Here is a 19,116-nt window from a genome sequence, read left to right as displayed (position 1 = left end):
TTAGTCACTTCTTGCCTGCGTTCTCGATTGCCGTTTGAGTAGGACCCGAGAAAGTTTGAATGATATGGTTCGCGATATTTCCAGCCCATCCCTGCATGAGCGTTTGGGCGATCGTTCCAGCGCCATAAGATGTCGCTCCGGTTGCGGCATTCGCCGACGGATCGCCCGCAGGAATTGCGATTGCATTCCCCCCGAACGCAGCCGTCCCGCTTAAGACGCCGTTGTACGACCCGACAGCCACTTTGGCACCGAATCCGCTTCCGAGAGTATCGAGTGGCAAAAAGGCAGGACCCGCCAAGCCTGCAACAAAACCAACGGTGAGTGACTTCGATGTGTTCGGTGCGTCCCTGCTCAAACCCGATGCATACGCGAACGTGTCGCCGCCATAGTCATAAAGCGTGTTGACCGCCCAACCCGTCGCAACCGCTGGCGCGATTGTCCCAAGTGCCACCATAGCGAGCGCTCCGCCTGCGGCTATTCCGACCTGTAGATGAGCTTCGTGGCCCGGAAGGGCCTGTTGCTCCGGCGACAGCGAATGGTCAGCATTGCTATAGAGAAACGGACTGTTGTACTCAGTTGGCGTTGCGCGGAACATGCTCTCACCATTCTGGCTGATGAACGCCGTCGCGTACTTGTTTCCGTCCGGCGCCGGTCCAGCACTCGCTGTCGCATCCACCAACCGATAGCCGCTTGCCAGCAACATCTGCTGCGCCTGGTCGGCGGTTAGTGTTTGTCCGGTCTGATCCTTGAAGAACTGCGCGAACTTGCTTGCGTTGTCGTTCGCCCACTGGCGTTCATTCGGGTGAAGCTGTCGATTGTAGAGGTCAACGCTGGTTCCAGTTGCAACGCCCGTCGTGCCGCCAACCAGCGCACCACCCGCAGCCGCCGCAACGTTCGCGGCAAGGTTGCCCAGAAGGGTCGAGCTCGTCTCCGATGCGACGCCCTTTGAAAGGCTGTACAGTTGGTTCGCCATTTTGGAGGCAAGGCCCGCGCCCGCTGCGCCTCCCACCGCCGTAGAGACGCTACCGCCACCCAGCCCGCCAATAAGTGCGCCGCCCGCTGCCTGAAGGAGCGCGCGCGAGTGGCCCCCTTCATCCCAAGCATCCGCTGCCGCCTGATCATGATTGGCCTCGGCCATGTTGTGCTGCACATCCGCATACGCGCCAATACCTTGAGCCACCACTTGCCCCGCCGCCTGCGCCGCCTGCATCGTATCAGCCTGCTGGTTCAGGATCGCGTTCAGGTCGGGCGTGTTCGCTACTGTTCCGTTCGTGTTCGTCGTGTCGCGACTCAGGCTCGCGATGTCTTGCGCCTGAGGATCGCCGGCGGTGAGCGTGATCGTGCCCGGGCTGATCGCGCTACGTGTCGTCGTGTTCTGGTCGCTGTTCTCATGCTGGCCGATCATCGGCAGCAGTCCGCCCGAGCCCGGCACTGAAGCAGGACCGACCGCCTTGTCGGAGCTCGGACCCGGCGACAGGCCCACGGATCCGCCGATGCTGCTCGCCGAGTAATGCGAGTGGTTACCGACGTCTGCAAACGTCAGCGTACCCGTCGAGAGGTCGTTCTTCGCTGCGTCATCCGCCCCGGCAATGACCGCGCCTTTTAGCCCCGTATTGCCCTTGACCGACACATCGAAGCCGCCGTCCCCCGCAACCAGCCCCGCCTGTTCCTTGACCTGTGCATAGTTCCCGTCCGCATGGCCATTCTGTGCGCTGAAACTCGCACCGCCGCCGCCCTGACTGATCGTGAAGCCGCCGCCGTCGCTGCTCTGATGCGCCGCGCTGACGGTCGTATCCTGCACGCTCGCGATGTTCAGATTGCCGCCGACGTCCGCCGCGATCCGTCTTCCGGCGATCCGCGAGCCGATCACGTTCGTATCGCCGCCTGAGACGATCGCGACGCTATTCGCGCCCGTAACGTGCGAAGCGTTCTGAATTGCCGCGTCGCTGTTGGCATCGCCGTGCGCGTTCGCCATCGCCGCCGACATGCCGAAGCCGTTCGTGCCGACCGACACGCCGACGCTCGCGCTCTTGCTGCTGTTGGAGCTGCGCGTCGACGCCGTGTCGGTCGTGTTGATGACGTTCACCTGATTCTTTGCGGCGAGCAGCACGTCGCTTGCGCTGACGTTCGAGCCGGCGATGTTCAGGTTTTCCTCGGTCGCTCCGAACGCCGCCGCGCCGCCTGCGTTCACGGATGCGCCGCGATGGATGGTCTGCGTTTCGCTCGAATCGCTGCGGCTGCTGTTCGACCCGACGCTCGATTGAACGGCAATGCTCGGGTTCGGCATCAACGCGCCACCGATCGCGCCGGCGACGCCCATCGCCGCATTCCCCGCGGCCGCGATCGCGTGCAGCGTCGCCGCGCGATCGTTGCCCGTGCTCGCCGAGTGACTCGCGGCGTGGCTCTGCGTATAGGCGTTATTGATTGCATCGCCCACTGAACCCGACAGCCCGAGCGCCAGCCCGCTCGAATGCGAGGTTTCCGTCCGCGAGCGTTGCGCCGTATCCTTGGCCGCGTCGAGGGTGACGTTCGCGCCCATGCCGACGAGGTCTTTCGCCGCAATTAGATCACTGCCGGTCACATGCAGGGTATTGCCGGCCTGAATCGAGAGATTGCCCGCCAGCGAGCCGACCGTGCTCGCGTTGTTTGTGACACCCGAAGCGTGATCGGTCGTCGCGTGATTGTTGCTGCCATAGGTCACGGTGAGGCCGCTGGTACCGAGGCCGGAACGCTTCTCCTGACGGCTACTCGACGACGTCATCTTGTCCTGCGACGTGCCGATAGTCACGTCATGCGCCGCGCTCAATGCCACGTCGTTCGTGGCGACGATCGTACTGCCTTTGACGTTGATATCGCGGCCGCTGGCGATGGTCACAGCGTCCGCGGAAACCATGCTGCCTTGTGCAAGCGTCGCCGTGCTCCTGCGCGAACTGGCGACGTCCTTGCCGCTGACCGCATTCCTATGGCTGTGCTGCTCCTGCGTGTTCTCGACGTGCGTCTCCGTCGCAGCGGCAAGGTTGACGTTTCCGGTCGCCGCAAGCGCGGCTGTGCCATGGTCCAGATTGATCGCGCTACCGCTGACGATGATGTCCTTTCCCGATGCTACGACAAGCGAATTACCCGCGTTGAGCACGGTGGCCGTGAGCGTATCGTCGGAGCGGTGCAGCGATTCCGAGTAAGAGCCGTGACCATCGGCGCCTGAGCTGTTGCTGTCGACCGTCGAGGTCGCGCGCGCGGCTTGCAGGGTGACATTGCCATTCGCCGCGAGCACGCCGCCGCCGCTCAGGTCCATCAAGGCACCGGTCGCAGTGAGATCTCCGCCGACGCCGATCTGCGTCGCGCCGCCCACCTTGAGCGCGCTGCCGGTTGTCTGGCTGAGGTTGGTATTCGACAGCCCATTGGCGCGCTCGACCACCTTGTGTTCGCCGGTCTGCACCGCCCCGAGCTCATAGTTCCCGCCAATGAGCATCGCGAAATTGCCGCCGACGTCCAGCGTGCCGGCGTTCTGCTGAAGGTCGCCACCGGTCACGATTGCCGCGTCGCCTGCGACGTTCACGGTGGCGAGCGGCCCGAGCGTGCTCACGGTGCGCGTCGCGCCCGTCGCGCTGACCTGGTGGAGTGTATTGACGGCGGTACTGAGGAGAAGATCGCCGCCGGCGTTCACCGCCAGGCTGCCTGCATTGACCGTTGCGGATGTCAGATCGACGTCGCCTTGCGTCGTGAGGGACATCAGGCCGCCGCTACGAAGCGCGCCGAAGGCGTTGTCGATCTGCTTGCCTTGAATCGAAAGCGTGTTGCCCGCCTGTATCGTGCCGCTGTTGCTGAAGGTCTGTGCGTCCTTCAGATCGATATCGGTCGCGGCGATCAATGGCCCGTTCGTGTTCTGCTGGCTCGCCTTCGCAAGGTACACGACGGGCACGAGCACGGCCTGACCGTCGATGACGACCGTCTGCATGATGACGACGTTGCTCGTCAGCGCCGCAACCTGTTCCGGCGACAGACTCATGCCGAGCGGCAGATCGAGCGACTTCACGAGCCACGCGCCCGCGGTCAACAGCGCCTCATACATGGCTTGCGTGTCGGTGTACGGACCGAGCACGGCGCGTCCGGTCAACGTCGTGACCTGATTGCGCACGAGCTGTTGCTCGTACAGACCATCGCCCAGGCGTTTCTGTACCTTCTGCGGATCGAGGTCGAGCTGCCGCAAGAAGTAGTCGCTTGAAATGAAGCTCTTCTGGTTCGTGAAAGCCGGATTGCTCACGATGAGATACGTCGCATCCGGCGCGCTCGCGTGACTGAACAGACCGCCTGGCGGCACCGTGAGGTTCTGCAACACACTTTGCGCCGTCGCGCCCGCGATCACCGAATCGATCGTTCGCGAACCGGATCGCGCACCGAGGTCGCTGATAACGACGCCTGAGCGCGCCTGAGCCGGCGCAAGTCCGATGGACGGCAAGCCCGCGTTGGCCGCCGTGTTGTCGATGCTCACGCCCGAGCCCGAGAGCGAGCGTCCTGCGACGAAGCTCGATTCGTAGGCGGGCAGCGCGTAGGTGCGGATATCGGCGGGCGCAACCTGCGCATAACCACCCGGACGGCCGCCGACAAACGGCGCATCGCCGAACGGCAGCATCCAGTTGTGTTCCGAGTCGTCGTAATTGTTGTAGTGGTAGTAGCCCGAGTACGTCACTTGCACGACGGGTGCGCTTTGTCCGCGCCAGCTGTTCTGATCGAGGATCGACGGCGCCGCGATGTCGCTGGCCGCTGCGACCGCGCTCCAGAAGTTCTGCAACAGGCCGACATGCGACGCGTCGAGACTGCCGCCGGCGATGATCTGCGCCTTCGGGCTGATAGACGCGATCAGGTTGGCGAGCGCGACGCCCGTATAGGTCGTGTACTGATAGCCACTGTTCCACTGGCCGCCGTGCGGCGGTTCAACGTAAGCGCCGCCGATGGCGTTCGGATCCGGCGGCGAACCCCACGGCACGTTTTGCCCCGAGCAAGCCGCGGCGTAATAGGCGGTACAGCCCGACATGCTGATGCCGAGCTGCTCCATCAAGGCGGGATCGAGCGGCTGATTGAGGCCAGTCGTGGTCATCGAAGTGCGCGTGTTCGTCACCAGCGCCGCATAGAGCGCCATGTCGCCCGCCGACTCGATCAGTGCCGACTGATTGCGGATCAGGTGCGCGTTCGTATACTCGCCGTTGGCGTCCTTGCCGCCGGCGAGCACGACCTTGCCCAAGCCGTAGATCGCGGTGCTGGCCTGCGTAACGGTCGCGGTCATATCGTCGCGATTCTCGATATCGGCGGCGAGCGGTTCGAGTGTGCCGTTGGCATCGGTCGCGCCGATGAGCGCGGTCGGCCCGAGATTGCGGAGCGCGCCATTCGCATTGAGCAAGACACTGCCGCCGACGATCGCCCCGGTGTTGGTCAGCGTATTTGAGTGCGTGCTGAGCGTGCCGCCCGCCATCATCGTGCCGCTGTTGCGGACGTCGGCCGCGTTGACGTCGAGGTTGTTCGCCGCCTGGAGCAGCACGCCGTTGGTGAACGTGCCGGGCAGCGTAAAGGCCAGGTCGTGACCGCTGCTGAACCGGAAATCAGTGGTCGGCGCGAAGTCGCCCTGGACGATCACGGCCACGTCATGCGCCGCGCTGTAAGCGCCGCCGCCTGTGAGCGTCGCCGCGTTGATCGTAAGGTCATGGGTTGCGCCGATCTGGCCGTCCGTGTTCGTGATCGAACCGGAGGTCGTGATCGCCACGTCGCCATTCGAGCCGGCCACGCTGCCGATCCCGCCGCCGCTGTTGTCGACGGTGTCGGCCCGCACCGTAACATTGGCGCCGCTCAACTGCGCGCTTTGCGTATTGACGAGCGCGGCACTCTCGACCGCAATGCGGCCGTTGGCCGTCATCGTGCCGCCGCCGTTGACGATCCCGTTGCCGCCTTGCACGACCGCATCCCCCGTGCCGAGATTGCTGACGAGGCCGCCTGTGTTGTCGACGCTCGCCGCCTGAAGTTCGAGCGTACTCAGATCGACGTCTGCGCCCGTGCCGGCTTGAATCTGCCCGTTCGTGTTCGTCAGGCGGCCGCTGCTGGCGAGCGACAGTGATCCGAGCGCGCGAATCGCGCCCTGTGTGTTGTCGACGTCGCCGGCGAAGCGCGCCGAGAGTGCGCTTTGTGCGGCAAGCACGCCATTCGCGTTGTTCAGCCCCGAAGCCTGCACCGTGAACGTGCCCGCCGCGATGATCCGGCCGCCGACGTTCGAGAAATAGCCGGCGCCGTTGCCGGGCGCAATCGTCAGCGTGCCCGTGCCGGCATCGATGATCGAGCCGCCGTCGTTGATGATCGTGCCGGGAGCGAACGTCAGATCCGCGCTGTTGGTCTGAAAGATGCCGCCTTGGGAATTGTCGAACGTGCCGCTGACATGAAATCCCGTCGCCGATGCGCCGTATTGCGTGATCCGGCCTGCGCGATTGATGAGATCGGTCGCGCTGAAGTCGAGCGCGTTCGCCTCGATTCCGCCGCCACTGTTGTCAATTGTGCTGGTACTCGTCAACGTGAGAGTCGGCGCGACGATCGAGCCGCCGCTATTGGTCAGCCGCCCAGTCTGGATCGTCTCATTAGCGCCAGCACCAATCCTCCCGCGGTCGTTGTTCAATGCACCGCTAACGAGGTTCACGTCCGTGTTCGACAACAGTTTGCCGTCGGCATTGTCGAGCGCGCCGTCGGCCGTCACCGCAAGGCTGTCACGGGCCGTTATGGAGCCTGACGCGTTCACGACCGCACCGGCCGCTACAGCCACGCGCCCGTTGCTGGCGATCGAGCCGCCGCGGTTATCGAGCGTATTCGTTACGGCGAGCGCGGCCGTGCCGGTGCCCGTCTGTGCAATCGCGCCGCCGCGGTTCGTCACATAAGCCGCAGCCAGCGCGATCTGGCTTCCCGTGATCGAGCCTTTGCCGTTATCGATGCTGCCAGCGCGCACAAGCGCCGCGCCCGCGGCCTGCATCGTGCCGCCCTGATTCTGCAAATCACCTCGAACATCACCCGTCAATGCATCACTCGAAACGATCTTCCCATTGCGATTCGAGAGCGACGCCGCGTCCAACTGGATATCTGTCGCGCTGAGTTCACCATGGTCGTTGACGAGCGCATTCGCGGCGCTCGCCTTGACGCTGCCGCCCGCCGTGATGGTTGCGCCTGAGAAATCGGCATCGCCGCTGCGTGCGGTCAGTACCAATGCGCGATGAGCTGACAACGTGCTGCCGCCGAGATCGAGCGCGCTGCCGCTCAGGGCCGCACTGCCGCCGGCAAGATTGCGACCGGTCACCGTCACCGCACCGGCGGCGCTCACGTCGAGGTCACCCGAATGCGCCAACGAACCGTCGCCATTCACGCCCGCCGCCAGCGTGCCCGTCGAGGCAATGCTGTCCGCGCGCAGCCTTGTGTGACGCTGCGCCGCAAGCACTCCGCTATTCGCCAGCAGGCCGCCTGTCGCGACGACGAGATCTCCTTGCGCGTACGTCGTGCCGCGATTGTCGATGCCGTCGCGCGCGGAAATGTTGAGTGTGCCGCTGGCGTTGGATTGTCCCGCGAGCACAAGCTTGCCGTTCGACGTGAGCGTGAGGTCACCCGCCTGAGCGGCCAGCACGCCGCGCGTCGAGACGCCGACGCCAAACTCGTTGGACGCGAGAAAGATCCGATTGGCATACATGCCGCCGAGCGCGCTCACGTCGAGCGCGACGGCGGGCGCTGGACCGTTGCCCGCGACCGGCGTCGCGGCGAGCGTGTCGTGCTCGATGCCGTTCGCGCCGGTAATCGCAGTAAGCTGGTTCGCGTAGATGGCCGCGTTCACCTGAATCGCGCGTGCGAGCAGATCGACCTGATCGACGTTCGCGGCATTCAGGCCCGCGCCCTGCACGACGATGTTGCCGCCGTTGACGGTGAAACCCGAAAGCGACCCGTTCGGCTCGAAGTTCGGTGTGCCGGTGGTCAGAATGGCACGGCTCGTGTTGATGAAACCACCCCCGTCGACTATCAAACCGTTTGGATTGGCCACAACGACTTCGGCGCGCGGCCCGCCGACTTCGACGAACCCTCGAATCGCGGAGGGCGCATTGCTCACGACCTGATTGACGATCACACGCGCGGCGCCGCCCGGCGCAAGGTTGGCGTTGCCGTTGATCCAGCCGGCCTGCTGCGTCTGCGTGATCGCGGGCGAGTTATTGAGAATCGCGCCTTGCTTCGGAACGTCGAATTGCGAGTAGTGATTGAGCGACACACCCGCACCCGAGGGCTTGGCAATATTCACCTGTGCGAGCCCGTTTTGCGTCTGCACGACCTGCGCGCCGGCACCCGGAATAGCGATGATCTGCCCACTCGACGGTTCCGTCCCGGCGAGCGTGCCGACGCACAGCTTCGCTGCACCGACGAGCGTATGCCAGACGCGTTTGAACCTTGACCTGTAAAGACGCTTATTCATGCTCTCATCGGGAACGAGGCGGCTTGATCGTCCCGCGAGGCGTCGCGAAGGCAAGCAACTCAGGGAAGATTGTCAGCGCTCGCCATGGCCTGGCGTAAGGAGAAAGCTCCGAAAAGCGCGAGACGCCCGAGTCCTGCACATGCAGCAGTCCGCCCAATCGCCGCTCCGCGACAAGGGCCTTCATTGCTCCATCAGCGTGCTTTCTGTATCGTGGCCTGAACCCTGCTGCACCGGAACACGCAGCCGAAACAGGAACTCCCCGAAAAATGACCCCAAGCAGCGCAACCATCACCACCGACGTATTGATCATCGGCGCCGGCCCCGTCGGCCTGTTCGCCGCCTTCGAGGCCGGGGTGATCGGCCTGACATGCCAGATCGTCGATACGCTCGGTCGCATCGGCGGGCAATGCATCGAGCTCTATCCCGACAAGCCGATCTACGACATTCCCGCCATCCCGTCCTGCACCGCGCGCGAACTCGTGGACCGCCTGCTCGAGCAGATCCGCCCGTTCGATGTACCCATTCATCTCGACCAGCGCGTGCAGTCCGTCACCCAGCGCGACGCCGATCATCGCTGGACCGTGACCACCGAGAACGGCATGCGCTTCGATTGCGCGGCGATCCTGATCGCCGCGGGCAACGGCGCCTTCGTCCCGCAGCGCCTCCAGGTGCCCGAAGCGGCGGCGCTCGAAGGCACGGACGTGCATTACAGCGTGTCGCGCGCGGCGGACTTTGCGGACAAGAATGTCGTGATCGCCGGCGGCGGCGATTCGGCGCTCGACTGGGCGCTCGCACTGAAGGACATCGCCCAGTCGCTGACGCTGGTGCATCGGCGCAACGGCTTTTCGGCGGCAGCGAATTCGGTCGCGGCGATGAAACGCGCGGTCGAAGCCGGCGAGATGAGCTTCGTGGTCGGCATGATCGACTCGCTCGATGCCCCGCAAGGCCAGCTCGAGCACGTGCGCGTCAAGCAAATCGAAGGCGCGACCGAACTCGCGGCGGACAAGCTCGTGGCGCTGTATGGCCTCGTGTCGGAGCTCGGTCCTATCGCGACCTGGAATCTCGACGTGCGCGGCGGCCGCATCGAAGTGGATACGTCGAACTATGAATCGTCGCGGCCGGGCATCTTCGCGGTGGGCGATATCGCCAACTATCCGAACAAGCAGAAGCTCATTCTGTCCGGCTTCCACGAGGCCTCGCTGGCATTGCGCAAGGCCTACGCATACGCTTATCCCGAGAAGAAGCGCATGCACGTGCATTCGAGCTATGACGCGAAGCTCGCGGAACGCGTGAGCGCGGCGCACGCGGCCGATCATTCCTGAGCGACGCGTGGTGAGCCGGATCATCGGCTGGCTGCTGCTGGCGATGCTGGCCGGTGCGCTGGCGTTCGGCTATGGCGTGTATTCACGGCGCATCGCGCTGCCCGAACGCTACGATCCATTCGCGCCGCTCGACGTGCGCGCGCCGCCCGAACCGTTCACGCGTTTCAAGCTGTGGCGCGCGATGCACGACCCGCAGCGTTGTGACGCCGCGCTCGCGCAATCGGGGCTTGTCTATCGACGCATGGCGGACGCAACGGGGCAGGGCGGCTGTCCGCTGAAAGACGTGGTGCGCGTCACACAGGCAGAAGACGTTCGTTTCAGCGCGCCGTTTCTCGCGACCTGTCCGCTGGCGCTCGGCCTCGCGTATTTCGAGCATCAGTACTTGCAACCCGCCGCGCGCGAAACCTTCGGTGAAGGCGTGACGCGTATCGAGCACGTGGGCAGCTATGCGTGCCGCAATGTCAATCATCAGCAGGACACGGCGCTGAGCCAGCATGCGAGCGCGAACGCCATCGACCTGACCGGCTTCGTGCTCGACGATGGCCGCCGCATTACACTCGCCCGCTGGGATGATGCTGCTTCACCCGACGCGCTCTTCCTGCGCCGGGTTCACGCGGGCGCGTGCCGTTCGTTCGACACGACGCTCGGCCCCGACTACAACGCGCTCCACAAGACGCACTTTCACGTGGACATGGGGCCGTACAGCTTCTGCCGATGAAGCACCCACTCAACCGTGCGCGTGCGCCGGGTTGCGGCAGCTTGCGTGATCGTGCGGCTGATCGTTCCAGGCGGAGCCGAGAATGATGCTGCAGAAGTTCAGCCGCCGGTAGTTCGGGTCCTTGAGCGCGAGCACATCGGCCTTGACGTTGCCGAAGGTCGATTCCGGCTTGTTGATCGTGCCCTGCGTGAATGCGTCGATGATGCCTTCCTTGAAGTTCACCTCGCGCGGATGAGCGGCCACCACGAGGCGCCGCTGATCGTCGGTGAACTGGTCGTAGGCAAGACCGAGCACGTCCATTTCGACGCCCGCCGTGACCAGCGCCACCACCGGCTTCTTGTGCTGCGGAATGCCCGGCGTGGTGTGCAGCGCGATCGCGTCCCACACCTGCTCGATATCGCTTTCGCCGATGCCGTGCTGATGCAGGAACGTGCGCGCCGCATTCGCGCCATCGACTTCGAAGCGGTCATGCGGGCTGCTGTAGGCCGGCGTGAGGCCCATGTCGTGGAACATCGCGCCGATGTAGAGCAACTCGGCGTCGTACTTGAGCTGCTTGCGTTCGCCGGCCAATGCGCCGAACAGGAACACGCGGCGCGAGTGGTGATAGAGCAGGTCGGGCTCGGTGTCGCGCACGAGTTGCGTGGCTTCGCGCGCGAGGCGGCTATCGGGGATCTTGATGCCTGCGATGATTTCGTTCATGACAGAGACTCCTTGAAAGTGGACCCGGCGGCGTATTCGAAACAGGCGAAGCGTGAGGAACATGCAGCCTTGCATTGCTAGAATCGCAGCAGTCGCCGCCGGGCTGGATCAGTGCGTTGCGACAGTCATCAGTCTCGGCAAAACGCGCGTCGGTCTCAATCGAAACGATGCGCCGATGCCTGCCAAGCGCACGCTGTCTTCTGCCACGCGCGTCTCACGGACTCTTAGCCGATGCATACCGTTGCGATAGCAATCTTCCCAGGCGTGCAGGCGCTCGATGTAGCCGGTCCGCTCGATGTCTTCGCCGAAGCCAACGGCTTCGTGCCCGCCGCGGAGGGCTACGCGATCACGCTGGTGGGTCCGGAGGAGGGCGTGGTGCGGGCATCGAACGGTACGCGTCTGCTGGCCGATGTCGCCTTCGACGCCGCCGGCCAGCGTTACGGCACCGCGCTCGTCGCGGGCGGTCCTGAACTGCCGACGCAGCCGCCCATTCCCGCGCTGACACGCTGGCTGACCGAAGTCGCCGTACAAGGCGATCGCTTTGGCTCCATCTGCACCGGCGCGTTCGCGCTGGGTCATGCGGGCCTGCTCGACGAACACGACGTCACCACGCACTGGCAGGACGCACGCCGGCTCGCGGCTGCGTTTCCGCGGGCGCGCGTCGAGCTGGACCGGATCTACATGCGCGACGGCCGGCTCGTCACGTCGGCGGGCGTGACGGCGGGCATCGACGTGGCGCTCGCGCTGGTCGCGGAGGATCACGGCCCGCAGGTGGCGCTCGCGGTGGCCAAACGCCTCGTGGTGTTTGCACAGCGGCGCGGCGGGCAGTCGCAGTTCAGCCCGTATCTCAGCGCACCCGCCGACGACGCTTCGCCCGTTGCGAAGGTGCAGGCGTATGTGATGGAGCACATTGGCGCACGGCTTTCGGTGGCGCAACTCGCGAGCGTGGCCGGCATGAGTGAGCGCAACTTCGCGCGCGCCTTCGTGCAGCTCGCGCAGATGACGCCGCATGAGTTCGTCGAACGCGCGCGGGTCGATGCCGCGCGCAATGCGCTCGAAAGCAGCGACACGCCGCTCAAGACGGTCGCATATGAATGCGGCTTCGGCACGGCGGATCGAATGCGGCTCGTGTTCGCGCGGCGGCTGGGTGTGTCGCCGAACGACTATCGGGCGAGCTTTCGGGCACGCTTCGCGAAATGATCCGCACGGCTCGCCGACGCGTCACGAAGGGTTCGCTAGAATTCAGGTGAATGCGGCGCGGTCGAAAAAGGCGGGCACGGCACGTGCAGCGCAGGCCGCGACATCCACCCTCGACATATCGGAACAGCGAATGACGAAACATGAAACCGCCACGCAGGATCCCTACGAACGTCGCGCGTTGCTGCTGCATCTGGGCGACGTGCTGGAGGCGGTGTTCTGCGTGAGCCAATGCGCCGACGAATACGCCAGCATCGGCGATGCGCTCAAAGGCAATGACGCGCTGCCCGGCTTCACGCTGCTCGGCTTCATCGATCCTGGCATGGCGCCGCGCGAGTTCATCCGCCGCGCGTCCGGTGCGTTCTTTGTCTGGCCGAAGGCATTGCTCGACGAAACGCTCAATCGGCCGTTGCTCGCGAATACGGTCAAGCACGATCTGTTCGCCGGCCGCACGGAAGGCTGGAATGCCTACGTGGAGGAACGTCGCAAGGACGTGTCATGGTTCGGCGAGGATCTGCCTGACGAGGCGCACAGCGCCGCACCGGCGCACGAGGCCGCAACGGCCACGCCGGACCCGTCGCGCTATGCCACCTGGCCATGGCCTAACGAGTCCTGACGCTGGGGCAGCGCCGCTGTCCTATTGCTTTTTGCCCATGGTGCTGGAGCCGGCATCGAAGCCGAGTCCGTTGGGCCGTTTCGCCGATTCCGCCTTGCCCGCCGACGTCTTGCCGGGCCGCGTCTTCAGCGCATCGCTGGCATTCGCGGCGGCGGCCGCGGGCGGCGTCGTGTTGTGCTCCTGATATGCGGGCGTGCTGTCGTACTGAAGCTTGTTCGGCTGCTGCGCATTTGCGACGACCGCCAGCGTGCCGCCGAGCAGAATCCCCGCCATGCGTCCGAGTGCGTTGAGTGTGGGTTTCATCTGCGCCTCCCTTTGTTCTGCACTTTTCCCAAACGCAGCAAGACGCGGACCCGCCCGCACAACAGGGTTCGTGCCGATTGCTTGTCGATGCGCAAGCATCACGCGCGCAAAGCTCGCGACGCGCCTTCGGCTTGATGGTGGTCAAGGGCGCGGGTCTCATCCCTCGGGAAAATCCTCATTTTCAACGCGGGAAAGCGAAAATGAGAAAGGCATCAGGGGTGGTTGCGGGCGTGATCGCACTGTCGTGCGTCACGCTGTTTTCAATGCCGGCACGCGCAGGCGACGACACACCGGCAAACATGCCGAGCGGCGGGCTCCATGCGGGCGACGTGCTCGTGCGGTTGCGCGCGATCAGCATTCAGCCGGACGTGAAGGCGGGCGGCGCGCTGGGCACGCTCGACGCCGGCGTGAACAACGCGATCGTTCCCGAACTCGACTTCACCTACATGATTCGCGACCAGATCGGCGTGGAGTTGATCCTTGCGACGTCGCGGCATCAGGTGACGTCGAGCGTGGGCGGGCTGGGCGGTGTCGGCGTGCTGCCGCCCACCTTGCTCCTGCAGTATCACTTCAATCACGCGGGCCGCGTGCGTCCGTATGTGGGCGCGGGCGTGAACTACACCTACTTCTACAACGACAAGCTGAAGGCCGGCGCGACGCCCGTGTCGATCAAGCACAGCAGTTTCGGTCCGGCGCTGCAGGTGGGCGTCGACGTGCAGGTCGCGAAGAATCTCTTCGTCAATGCGGATCTGAAGAAGATCTGGATGCGCACGAGCGCGTCGGCGGACGGCGCGGACCTCGGTTCGCTGAAGATCGATCCGTGGGTGCTTGGCGTGGGCGTCGGCATGAAGTTCTGAGGCCTGACACTGCCTGGCGATGTTCGTCGCCGCACGGCTTGTCTGAAAAATGGCGGATGAAGCCGGTGCTTCTGGCGTGGACGGTTTTGCTCGCGCGGTATCCTTGACAGCAGGCCCGGCGCAGACGCGCGCCGTCCGGATGCCGGTGCGTGCGCGCCCGGACCGGCCGGCGGCAAGCCGTCTGCAACGACTAATAACACCGCATCGGGGAACGCAAGCCAAATGAGACTTTCCACTTACGCGGGAATCGCCTTGCTCGCAGCGTCAGGCGCCGCTGCCGCGCAACAACCGCTGGCCTTGCCCGGCCGCAGTCAGAGTTCGTGGCAGCAATCGGTCGATACCGCCGCCTGCTACGCCTACGCCAACCAGAACACCAAGGTGAACATGGCGCGCGAAGCGCAAACGCCGCCGCGCGATGCGCCTCGCGAACCGCGTCCGCTCTCGCCGCCGCGCGCGGTCGAGCCGCCGTTGCCGCCGGTCGCATCGAGCGCGCTGGCGGCCTCCGCTGCGTCGTCGGCGGTGGCGGCTTCGGGTGCGTCCGGTGCGTCCGGTGCGTCCGCTGTCACGGTGGCGGGCGCTTCAGGCGCGCATGCTGCTTCAGCGCCGCAAGGGGCATCGGCGGCGCTGCCGGCATCGGGCATTGCGACCGCGTCCGGCGCATCCGACGCCATCCTCAGCGGCGACATGAAGATGCCGCCCCTTCCTCCGCCCGAGCCGCCGATGGTGCGCTACTGGCGCGCTTATAGCGACTGCATGCAGAACCGCGGGTACTTTGTGCGCTGAGGTTCATGCGTTGAGATTCATGCGCTGCGATTGGCGCGCTGAGGTTCACGCGCTGCGATTCCTGCGCTGCGATTCATGCGCTGAGGTTCCTGTGCTGAGATTCCTGCGCTGCAATTCGTGCGCTGCAATTCGTGCGCTGCGATTCGTGTGCTGAGGTTCGTGTGCTGAGGTTCGTGTGCTGAGGTTCTTGTGCTGAGATTCGAGCGCTGAGGTTCATGTGCCGAGATTCGAGCGCTGAGGTTCATGTGCTGATATTCACGCGCTGCGATTCATGCGTTGAGATTCGTGTGCTGAGATTCGTGTGCTGAGATTCGTGTGCTGAGGTTCATGTACTGAGATTCGAGCGCTGAGGTTCATGCGCTGCGATTCATGCGTTGAGGTTCATGCACTGAGATTCATGCGCTGGGATTCACGCGCTGAGTTAATGCGCTGAGGTTCATGCGCTGAGGTTCTTGTGCTGAGATTCGTGCGCTGCAATTCGAGCGCTGCGATTCATGTGCTGAGATTCGTGCGCTAAGGTTCATGCGCTGATATTCACGCGCTGCGATTCATGCGTTTAGACTCACGCACTGACATTCAAACGCTGAAACTCGTGGGCCTCCATTGCCCGGACGCCCACGATCACAATCCCGCTATTGCAGCAGCCCGAACACCGCAACACCCGTTGTCGTGCCCACGAAGACCTTGCCGTTCGCGATCATCGGCGTGATGAACTTGTTGCCCGCGCCCCATTGATCACGCGCGCCCGCCTGATTGCTGTTGTACAGTTCGCGCCCGAGATTGGCCGCGTCGTACGCGTGCAGCGCACCCACCGCGCCGTTTTCGGCGGCCCACACGATGCCGTTCGCCGAGCCATTCGCCGAGATGGCGGGCGTCGTGCCGGGATAGGGAAAGGCCGTTGCGCTGCGCGATGCCGCATTGGTCGCGAGCATCGCATTGCTGATGGGCAGCGCCTTCAGGCTGTCGTTGAGCCCGCCGTAGTAGACCACGCCGTTGTAGTAAGCCGACGATCCCCAGATCCCCCCCGCAAGCGTGCCGACGAGCGTCTGCCAGTTGCCGTTCGCATTGGGGTTGTACTTGCCCATCGCGTCGCGGTCCACGACATAGATCTTGTTGTCCTTGCCCGCGCCCACCGCGAGGCGCTTCACGGTGCCGTCGTTCATCGTCTGGTCGGGCAGCAGCAGCGGCCCGCCGGAACCAAAGTCCTCGTCGTTGCCTGCCTGCTGCACGTTGTTCATCGTCGCGAAGTAATCGACGACCTTCAGGTCCGGCGCCAGCGACATCTTCATGAACGTGTTGGCCAGATTGCCGTCGACAGGAAAGCCTGCCGCGTTCAGCGTCGGCGTGAACGAGCCGTTGCCGGCGATGAGATACACGTAGCTGCCATCGGACGCCATGCCGGAGCCCGCCATCCAGATGGAACCCTGCGCGCCGTTCGCGGTGATGTTGATGACGCCGGTCTGCGCGAGCGTATCGGCGCTGTAGGCCATGACCCAGCCGGTGTACGGGCCGGACATGCAGTGCGCGGTCCAGCCCATGTAGACATTGCCGTTCACGAGCGTGAGCGCGACCCGTTCGGTGTGCAGCGCGGGATCGAAGGTGATGACGCCATTAACGCTGTTGCTGCCGGTGCCGGGATAGGTCGCCGCGATCTCACGCGGGCCGCCGGACAGTTCGGCGCCGGTCGCGAGGTCGACCGCATGCAGGCGATGATGCGCGCGGCCATTGCCGTCGGAACTCATCGCGACGGCATAGAGTACGCCGTTCGGCCCGCGCGAGCGGTCGATCACGGGTGTCGACGTAATGCCGATCTCCGGCGACAAATCCTGGCAGGCGGTGGTCGTCGGCGTTTCGCCCGCGCCCAGCAAGGAGATGTGCCAGAGCTGCGCGCCTGTGTCGGCGTCGAACGCATACAGGCTGCCGTGCTCCGTTGCCACGTAGACCACGTTGTGCGATGCACCGCCGATCGACAGGCCTGTCACGTGCAGCGGCTGGGCGTCGACGCGGCCGTCGGTGGCCAGCATGCGCAGCTTGCCGAAGGTCGACGCGTTGACGTTGGCGAGCGTGAGCCGGGTTTCCGCGAGCATCTGGCCGCTGCGGGAGAGGTCGTTGTGATGCATGAGGACATCGGTGGGGGACGAGCGGGCCGTGGTGGTTCCACTCCCGGTTCCTGTGTTGCCGCCTGAAGCCATGCCGTTTCCGGAGTTGGTCCCGGTACCCGATGGGGCGCCGCTCCCGGAGCTGCCAGCACTGCCGTTGCCGCTGCTGGTCCCCGACCCCGACCCGCCACTCGATGGCGAGCCGCTGGACGCTGTCGACGAGTCGCCTGAACCGCCTCCGCCTCCGCCGCATGCAGCAATTGTCACCGCGACCAGCACGTGCAGCGACCGCCTGAGCCAGCGAGCGCGGCGTGTGCGTGCCGTGAATGAATCGTGACCGGGCGAACGGGACTCGTCTTTCGGCTGCTGCGCGCGCATACGAACCTCACGTGGACGGTCCCGGGTGATCGTGCCGATCGTGCATTTCGCGCGCCGGGCCAGCGCGATGACGGCCTGCCGCTTGCCGTCGAGCGCCGCCTCGCGGGAAGGTCCGCATGGGGTTTGCAAGCGCCGCTGAACTCATGGTATCGAACGTGCAAGCGAGTCGAAAGACACTTTCAACGCCCAAAGCGCCAGCGGCGCGCGGGGCGTTTGGTCTGTTCATAAGGCGAAATCGAGATCAAACAGGCGCTTGATGGATTATTCCAACGACGAAACGCATTGCCGCGACATCCCGATCCGGGTCATTTTCCTTGTGAATGGCGCCATGCGTTTCGCGCGCGAATTGTTTTGCGCACGCGCTTTTCAAACACCCCTGGCGTCCAGTCGTCCGCAACGCATTTACAATTCGGCCGAATTGGCCGTTCGGAATTCCTTCTCCCCATTCGCTTTTCCTTAGGTCACAATCGACCCGCGCCGGAAACCGTCTTGCACGCGCGTGCGGTATTCAGCCGATTCCTGACTGCGCGACAACTAAAACTCCTTCATCCGTTTCGAAACAACTCTCCATCAGCGATGGAGAAAGGATGCATTGCTGAAACCAACGGCTCATCCACAAATTGCAACAAAATTCCTTACGTCTGCTTTGTAAGGAAGAAATGTCAAATGAAGTCAAAGAGAAAGTCATCCGAATCCAGTTGCCAAATCGACTCTATGATATCCAACCGTTTCGCCAAGCTTGGGCTTTATTGTTTTTTTACATTTCCTCTTTCGATGCTCGCTGCATGCGGCGGTGACAGCGGCGGAATTACGCCAGCAGCGGGTGCGTCTCCGGTGGTATCGTCCAAGGAAAGTCTCGTGGCAACGCCATTCGGTATGCAACCGACATCCAAGGTATTCGCGCTCAAGCCTGGCGAGAACCTCGGCCGTGATGGAGACACGGTCGTCAAGACTGACAAGGATGGCAATATTATCGAACGTATGGGCAGCATCGGCAATTTGCCGGACTCAACCAGTAAAATGGCCGCAGTTCAGAATTCACAGACGAGCATTTCCGGTGACGGATATCTGACTGAGTATGATGTTCCATCAAGCGACGTTATCGCTTCGTTTTCGACAGATTGGGTTGTTCCCAAGGACCCGGCTCAGGCCAACAAGATTCTGTTTCTATGGAACGGTCTGATTTCGTCCGACACAAAAACATTCATGCAGCCTGTCCTCGAATGGAATAATGGTGCCCCTGGCTGGCAAATACGCAACTGGGTCGAGATCAATAACATCTATTATCACGGAAACGCTGAGCCGGTTCAAGCAGGAGATCAGTTGACGGGTATAATGACGCTGCAGTCCGCGACTTCAGCGGGTTACACGTACAAAATATCCTTTGCCGGATATCCCGAACTTGATTATACGGCGACATTCGCTAGTCCGGCCAATCAATTGGCGGAGGAATGGGAAACTCGCACTGACTCTCAGACTGACTTCCCGCCACAGAATTATGCGAGAATGGGAAATATAAAATATCTCAAATATGGAAGCAAGGTAAATCAACCAGTCACCTGGTCAATATATTCCAATGGCGCGTTATCCACGCCCTCCGGTTTGAATACCGTGGTCAACAACAACGGGACAACGAATACCTCGGTGGATTTTTATTTTCAATGAGAAGGC

The 19,116-nt window shown here is 63.6% G+C and carries 11 protein-coding genes; 7 read left to right on the top strand and 4 right to left on the bottom strand.

Features of this window, described 5'->3' with window-relative positions; all coding sequences use genetic code 11:
- Window positions 1-4: 4 nt before the first annotated feature.
- Window positions 5-8,473 (bottom strand): hemagglutinin repeat-containing protein, encoded by an 8,469-nt coding sequence (locus QCE88_RS36400; RefSeq protein ID WP_309910435.1) that lies wholly within the window; start codon window positions 8,471-8,473, stop codon window positions 5-7.
- Between the two features lie 266 nt (window positions 8,474-8,739).
- On the opposite strand from QCE88_RS36400, the gene QCE88_RS36395 reads away from it, so the two are divergent.
- The gene (locus QCE88_RS36395) at window positions 8,740-9,795 is read left to right on the top strand and encodes an NAD(P)/FAD-dependent oxidoreductase (protein ID WP_309910433.1); all 1,056 of its coding nucleotides are present in this window, start codon (window positions 8,740-8,742) and stop codon (window positions 9,793-9,795) included.
- Window positions 9,796-9,802: 7 nt separating this feature from the next.
- Window positions 9,803-10,513 carry an extensin family protein gene (locus QCE88_RS36390; protein WP_309910431.1) on the top strand — a complete coding sequence of 237 codons (711 nt, stop codon included), beginning with the start codon at window positions 9,803-9,805 and terminating at the stop codon, window positions 10,511-10,513.
- Window positions 10,514-10,522: 9 nt separating this feature from the next.
- On the opposite strand, the gene QCE88_RS36385 is transcribed toward QCE88_RS36390, so the two are convergent.
- Window positions 10,523-11,212: an HD domain-containing protein gene (locus tag QCE88_RS36385; protein WP_309910429.1), complete on the bottom strand. Its 690-nt coding sequence runs from the start codon at window positions 11,210-11,212 to the stop codon at window positions 10,523-10,525.
- Window positions 11,213-11,443: 231 nt separating this feature from the next.
- On the opposite strand from QCE88_RS36385, the gene QCE88_RS36380 reads away from it, so the two are divergent.
- Together QCE88_RS36380 and QCE88_RS36375 are read left to right on the top strand one after the other, a co-directional pair.
- The gene (locus QCE88_RS36380) at window positions 11,444-12,412 is read left to right on the top strand and encodes a DJ-1/PfpI family protein (RefSeq protein ID WP_309910427.1); all 969 of its coding nucleotides are present in this window, start codon (window positions 11,444-11,446) and stop codon (window positions 12,410-12,412) included.
- 130 nt (window positions 12,413-12,542) lie between these two features.
- Window positions 12,543-13,025 carry a hypothetical protein gene (locus QCE88_RS36375; RefSeq protein ID WP_309910425.1) on the top strand — a complete coding sequence of 161 codons (483 nt, stop codon included), beginning with the start codon at window positions 12,543-12,545 and terminating at the stop codon, window positions 13,023-13,025.
- Window positions 13,026-13,046: 21 nt separating this feature from the next.
- Here the strand turns inward: QCE88_RS36375 and QCE88_RS36370 are convergent, their stop codons facing one another.
- Entirely contained in the window at window positions 13,047-13,328 is a 282-nt protein-coding gene (locus QCE88_RS36370; RefSeq protein ID WP_309910423.1) for a hypothetical protein, read from the bottom strand.
- Window positions 13,329-13,591: 263 nt separating this feature from the next.
- On the opposite strand from QCE88_RS36370, the gene QCE88_RS36365 reads away from it, so the two are divergent.
- Both QCE88_RS36365 and QCE88_RS36360 read left to right on the top strand, forming a co-directional pair.
- On the top strand, window positions 13,592-14,185 hold the full coding sequence (locus tag QCE88_RS36365) for an OmpW family outer membrane protein (RefSeq protein ID WP_309911032.1): 594 nt from the start codon (window positions 13,592-13,594) through the stop codon (window positions 14,183-14,185).
- A 222-nt stretch (window positions 14,186-14,407) separates the two neighbouring features.
- A complete protein-coding gene (locus QCE88_RS36360; protein ID WP_309910421.1) occupies window positions 14,408-14,968 on the top strand; it encodes a hypothetical protein in 561 nt (186 codons plus the stop codon).
- A gap of 632 nt (window positions 14,969-15,600) precedes the next feature.
- Here QCE88_RS36360 and QCE88_RS36355 read toward each other — a convergent pair.
- Window positions 15,601-17,352: a pyrrolo-quinoline quinone gene (locus QCE88_RS36355; protein ID WP_409018306.1), complete on the bottom strand. Its 1,752-nt coding sequence runs from the start codon at window positions 17,350-17,352 to the stop codon at window positions 15,601-15,603.
- 375 nt (window positions 17,353-17,727) lie between these two features.
- Between QCE88_RS36355 and QCE88_RS36350 the strand changes: the two genes are divergently transcribed.
- Window positions 17,728-19,110 (top strand): hypothetical protein, encoded by a 1,383-nt coding sequence (locus QCE88_RS36350; protein ID WP_309910419.1) that lies wholly within the window; start codon window positions 17,728-17,730, stop codon window positions 19,108-19,110.
- The last annotated feature ends 6 nt before the right edge of the window (window positions 19,111-19,116 follow it).

This window comes from Caballeronia sp. LZ035 (genome assembly GCF_031451175.1).
Lineage (GTDB): Bacteria > Pseudomonadota > Gammaproteobacteria > Burkholderiales > Burkholderiaceae > Caballeronia.
The sequence above is the reverse complement of the archived record's forward strand: the minus strand, read 5'-3'. Positions and strand labels throughout refer to the sequence as shown.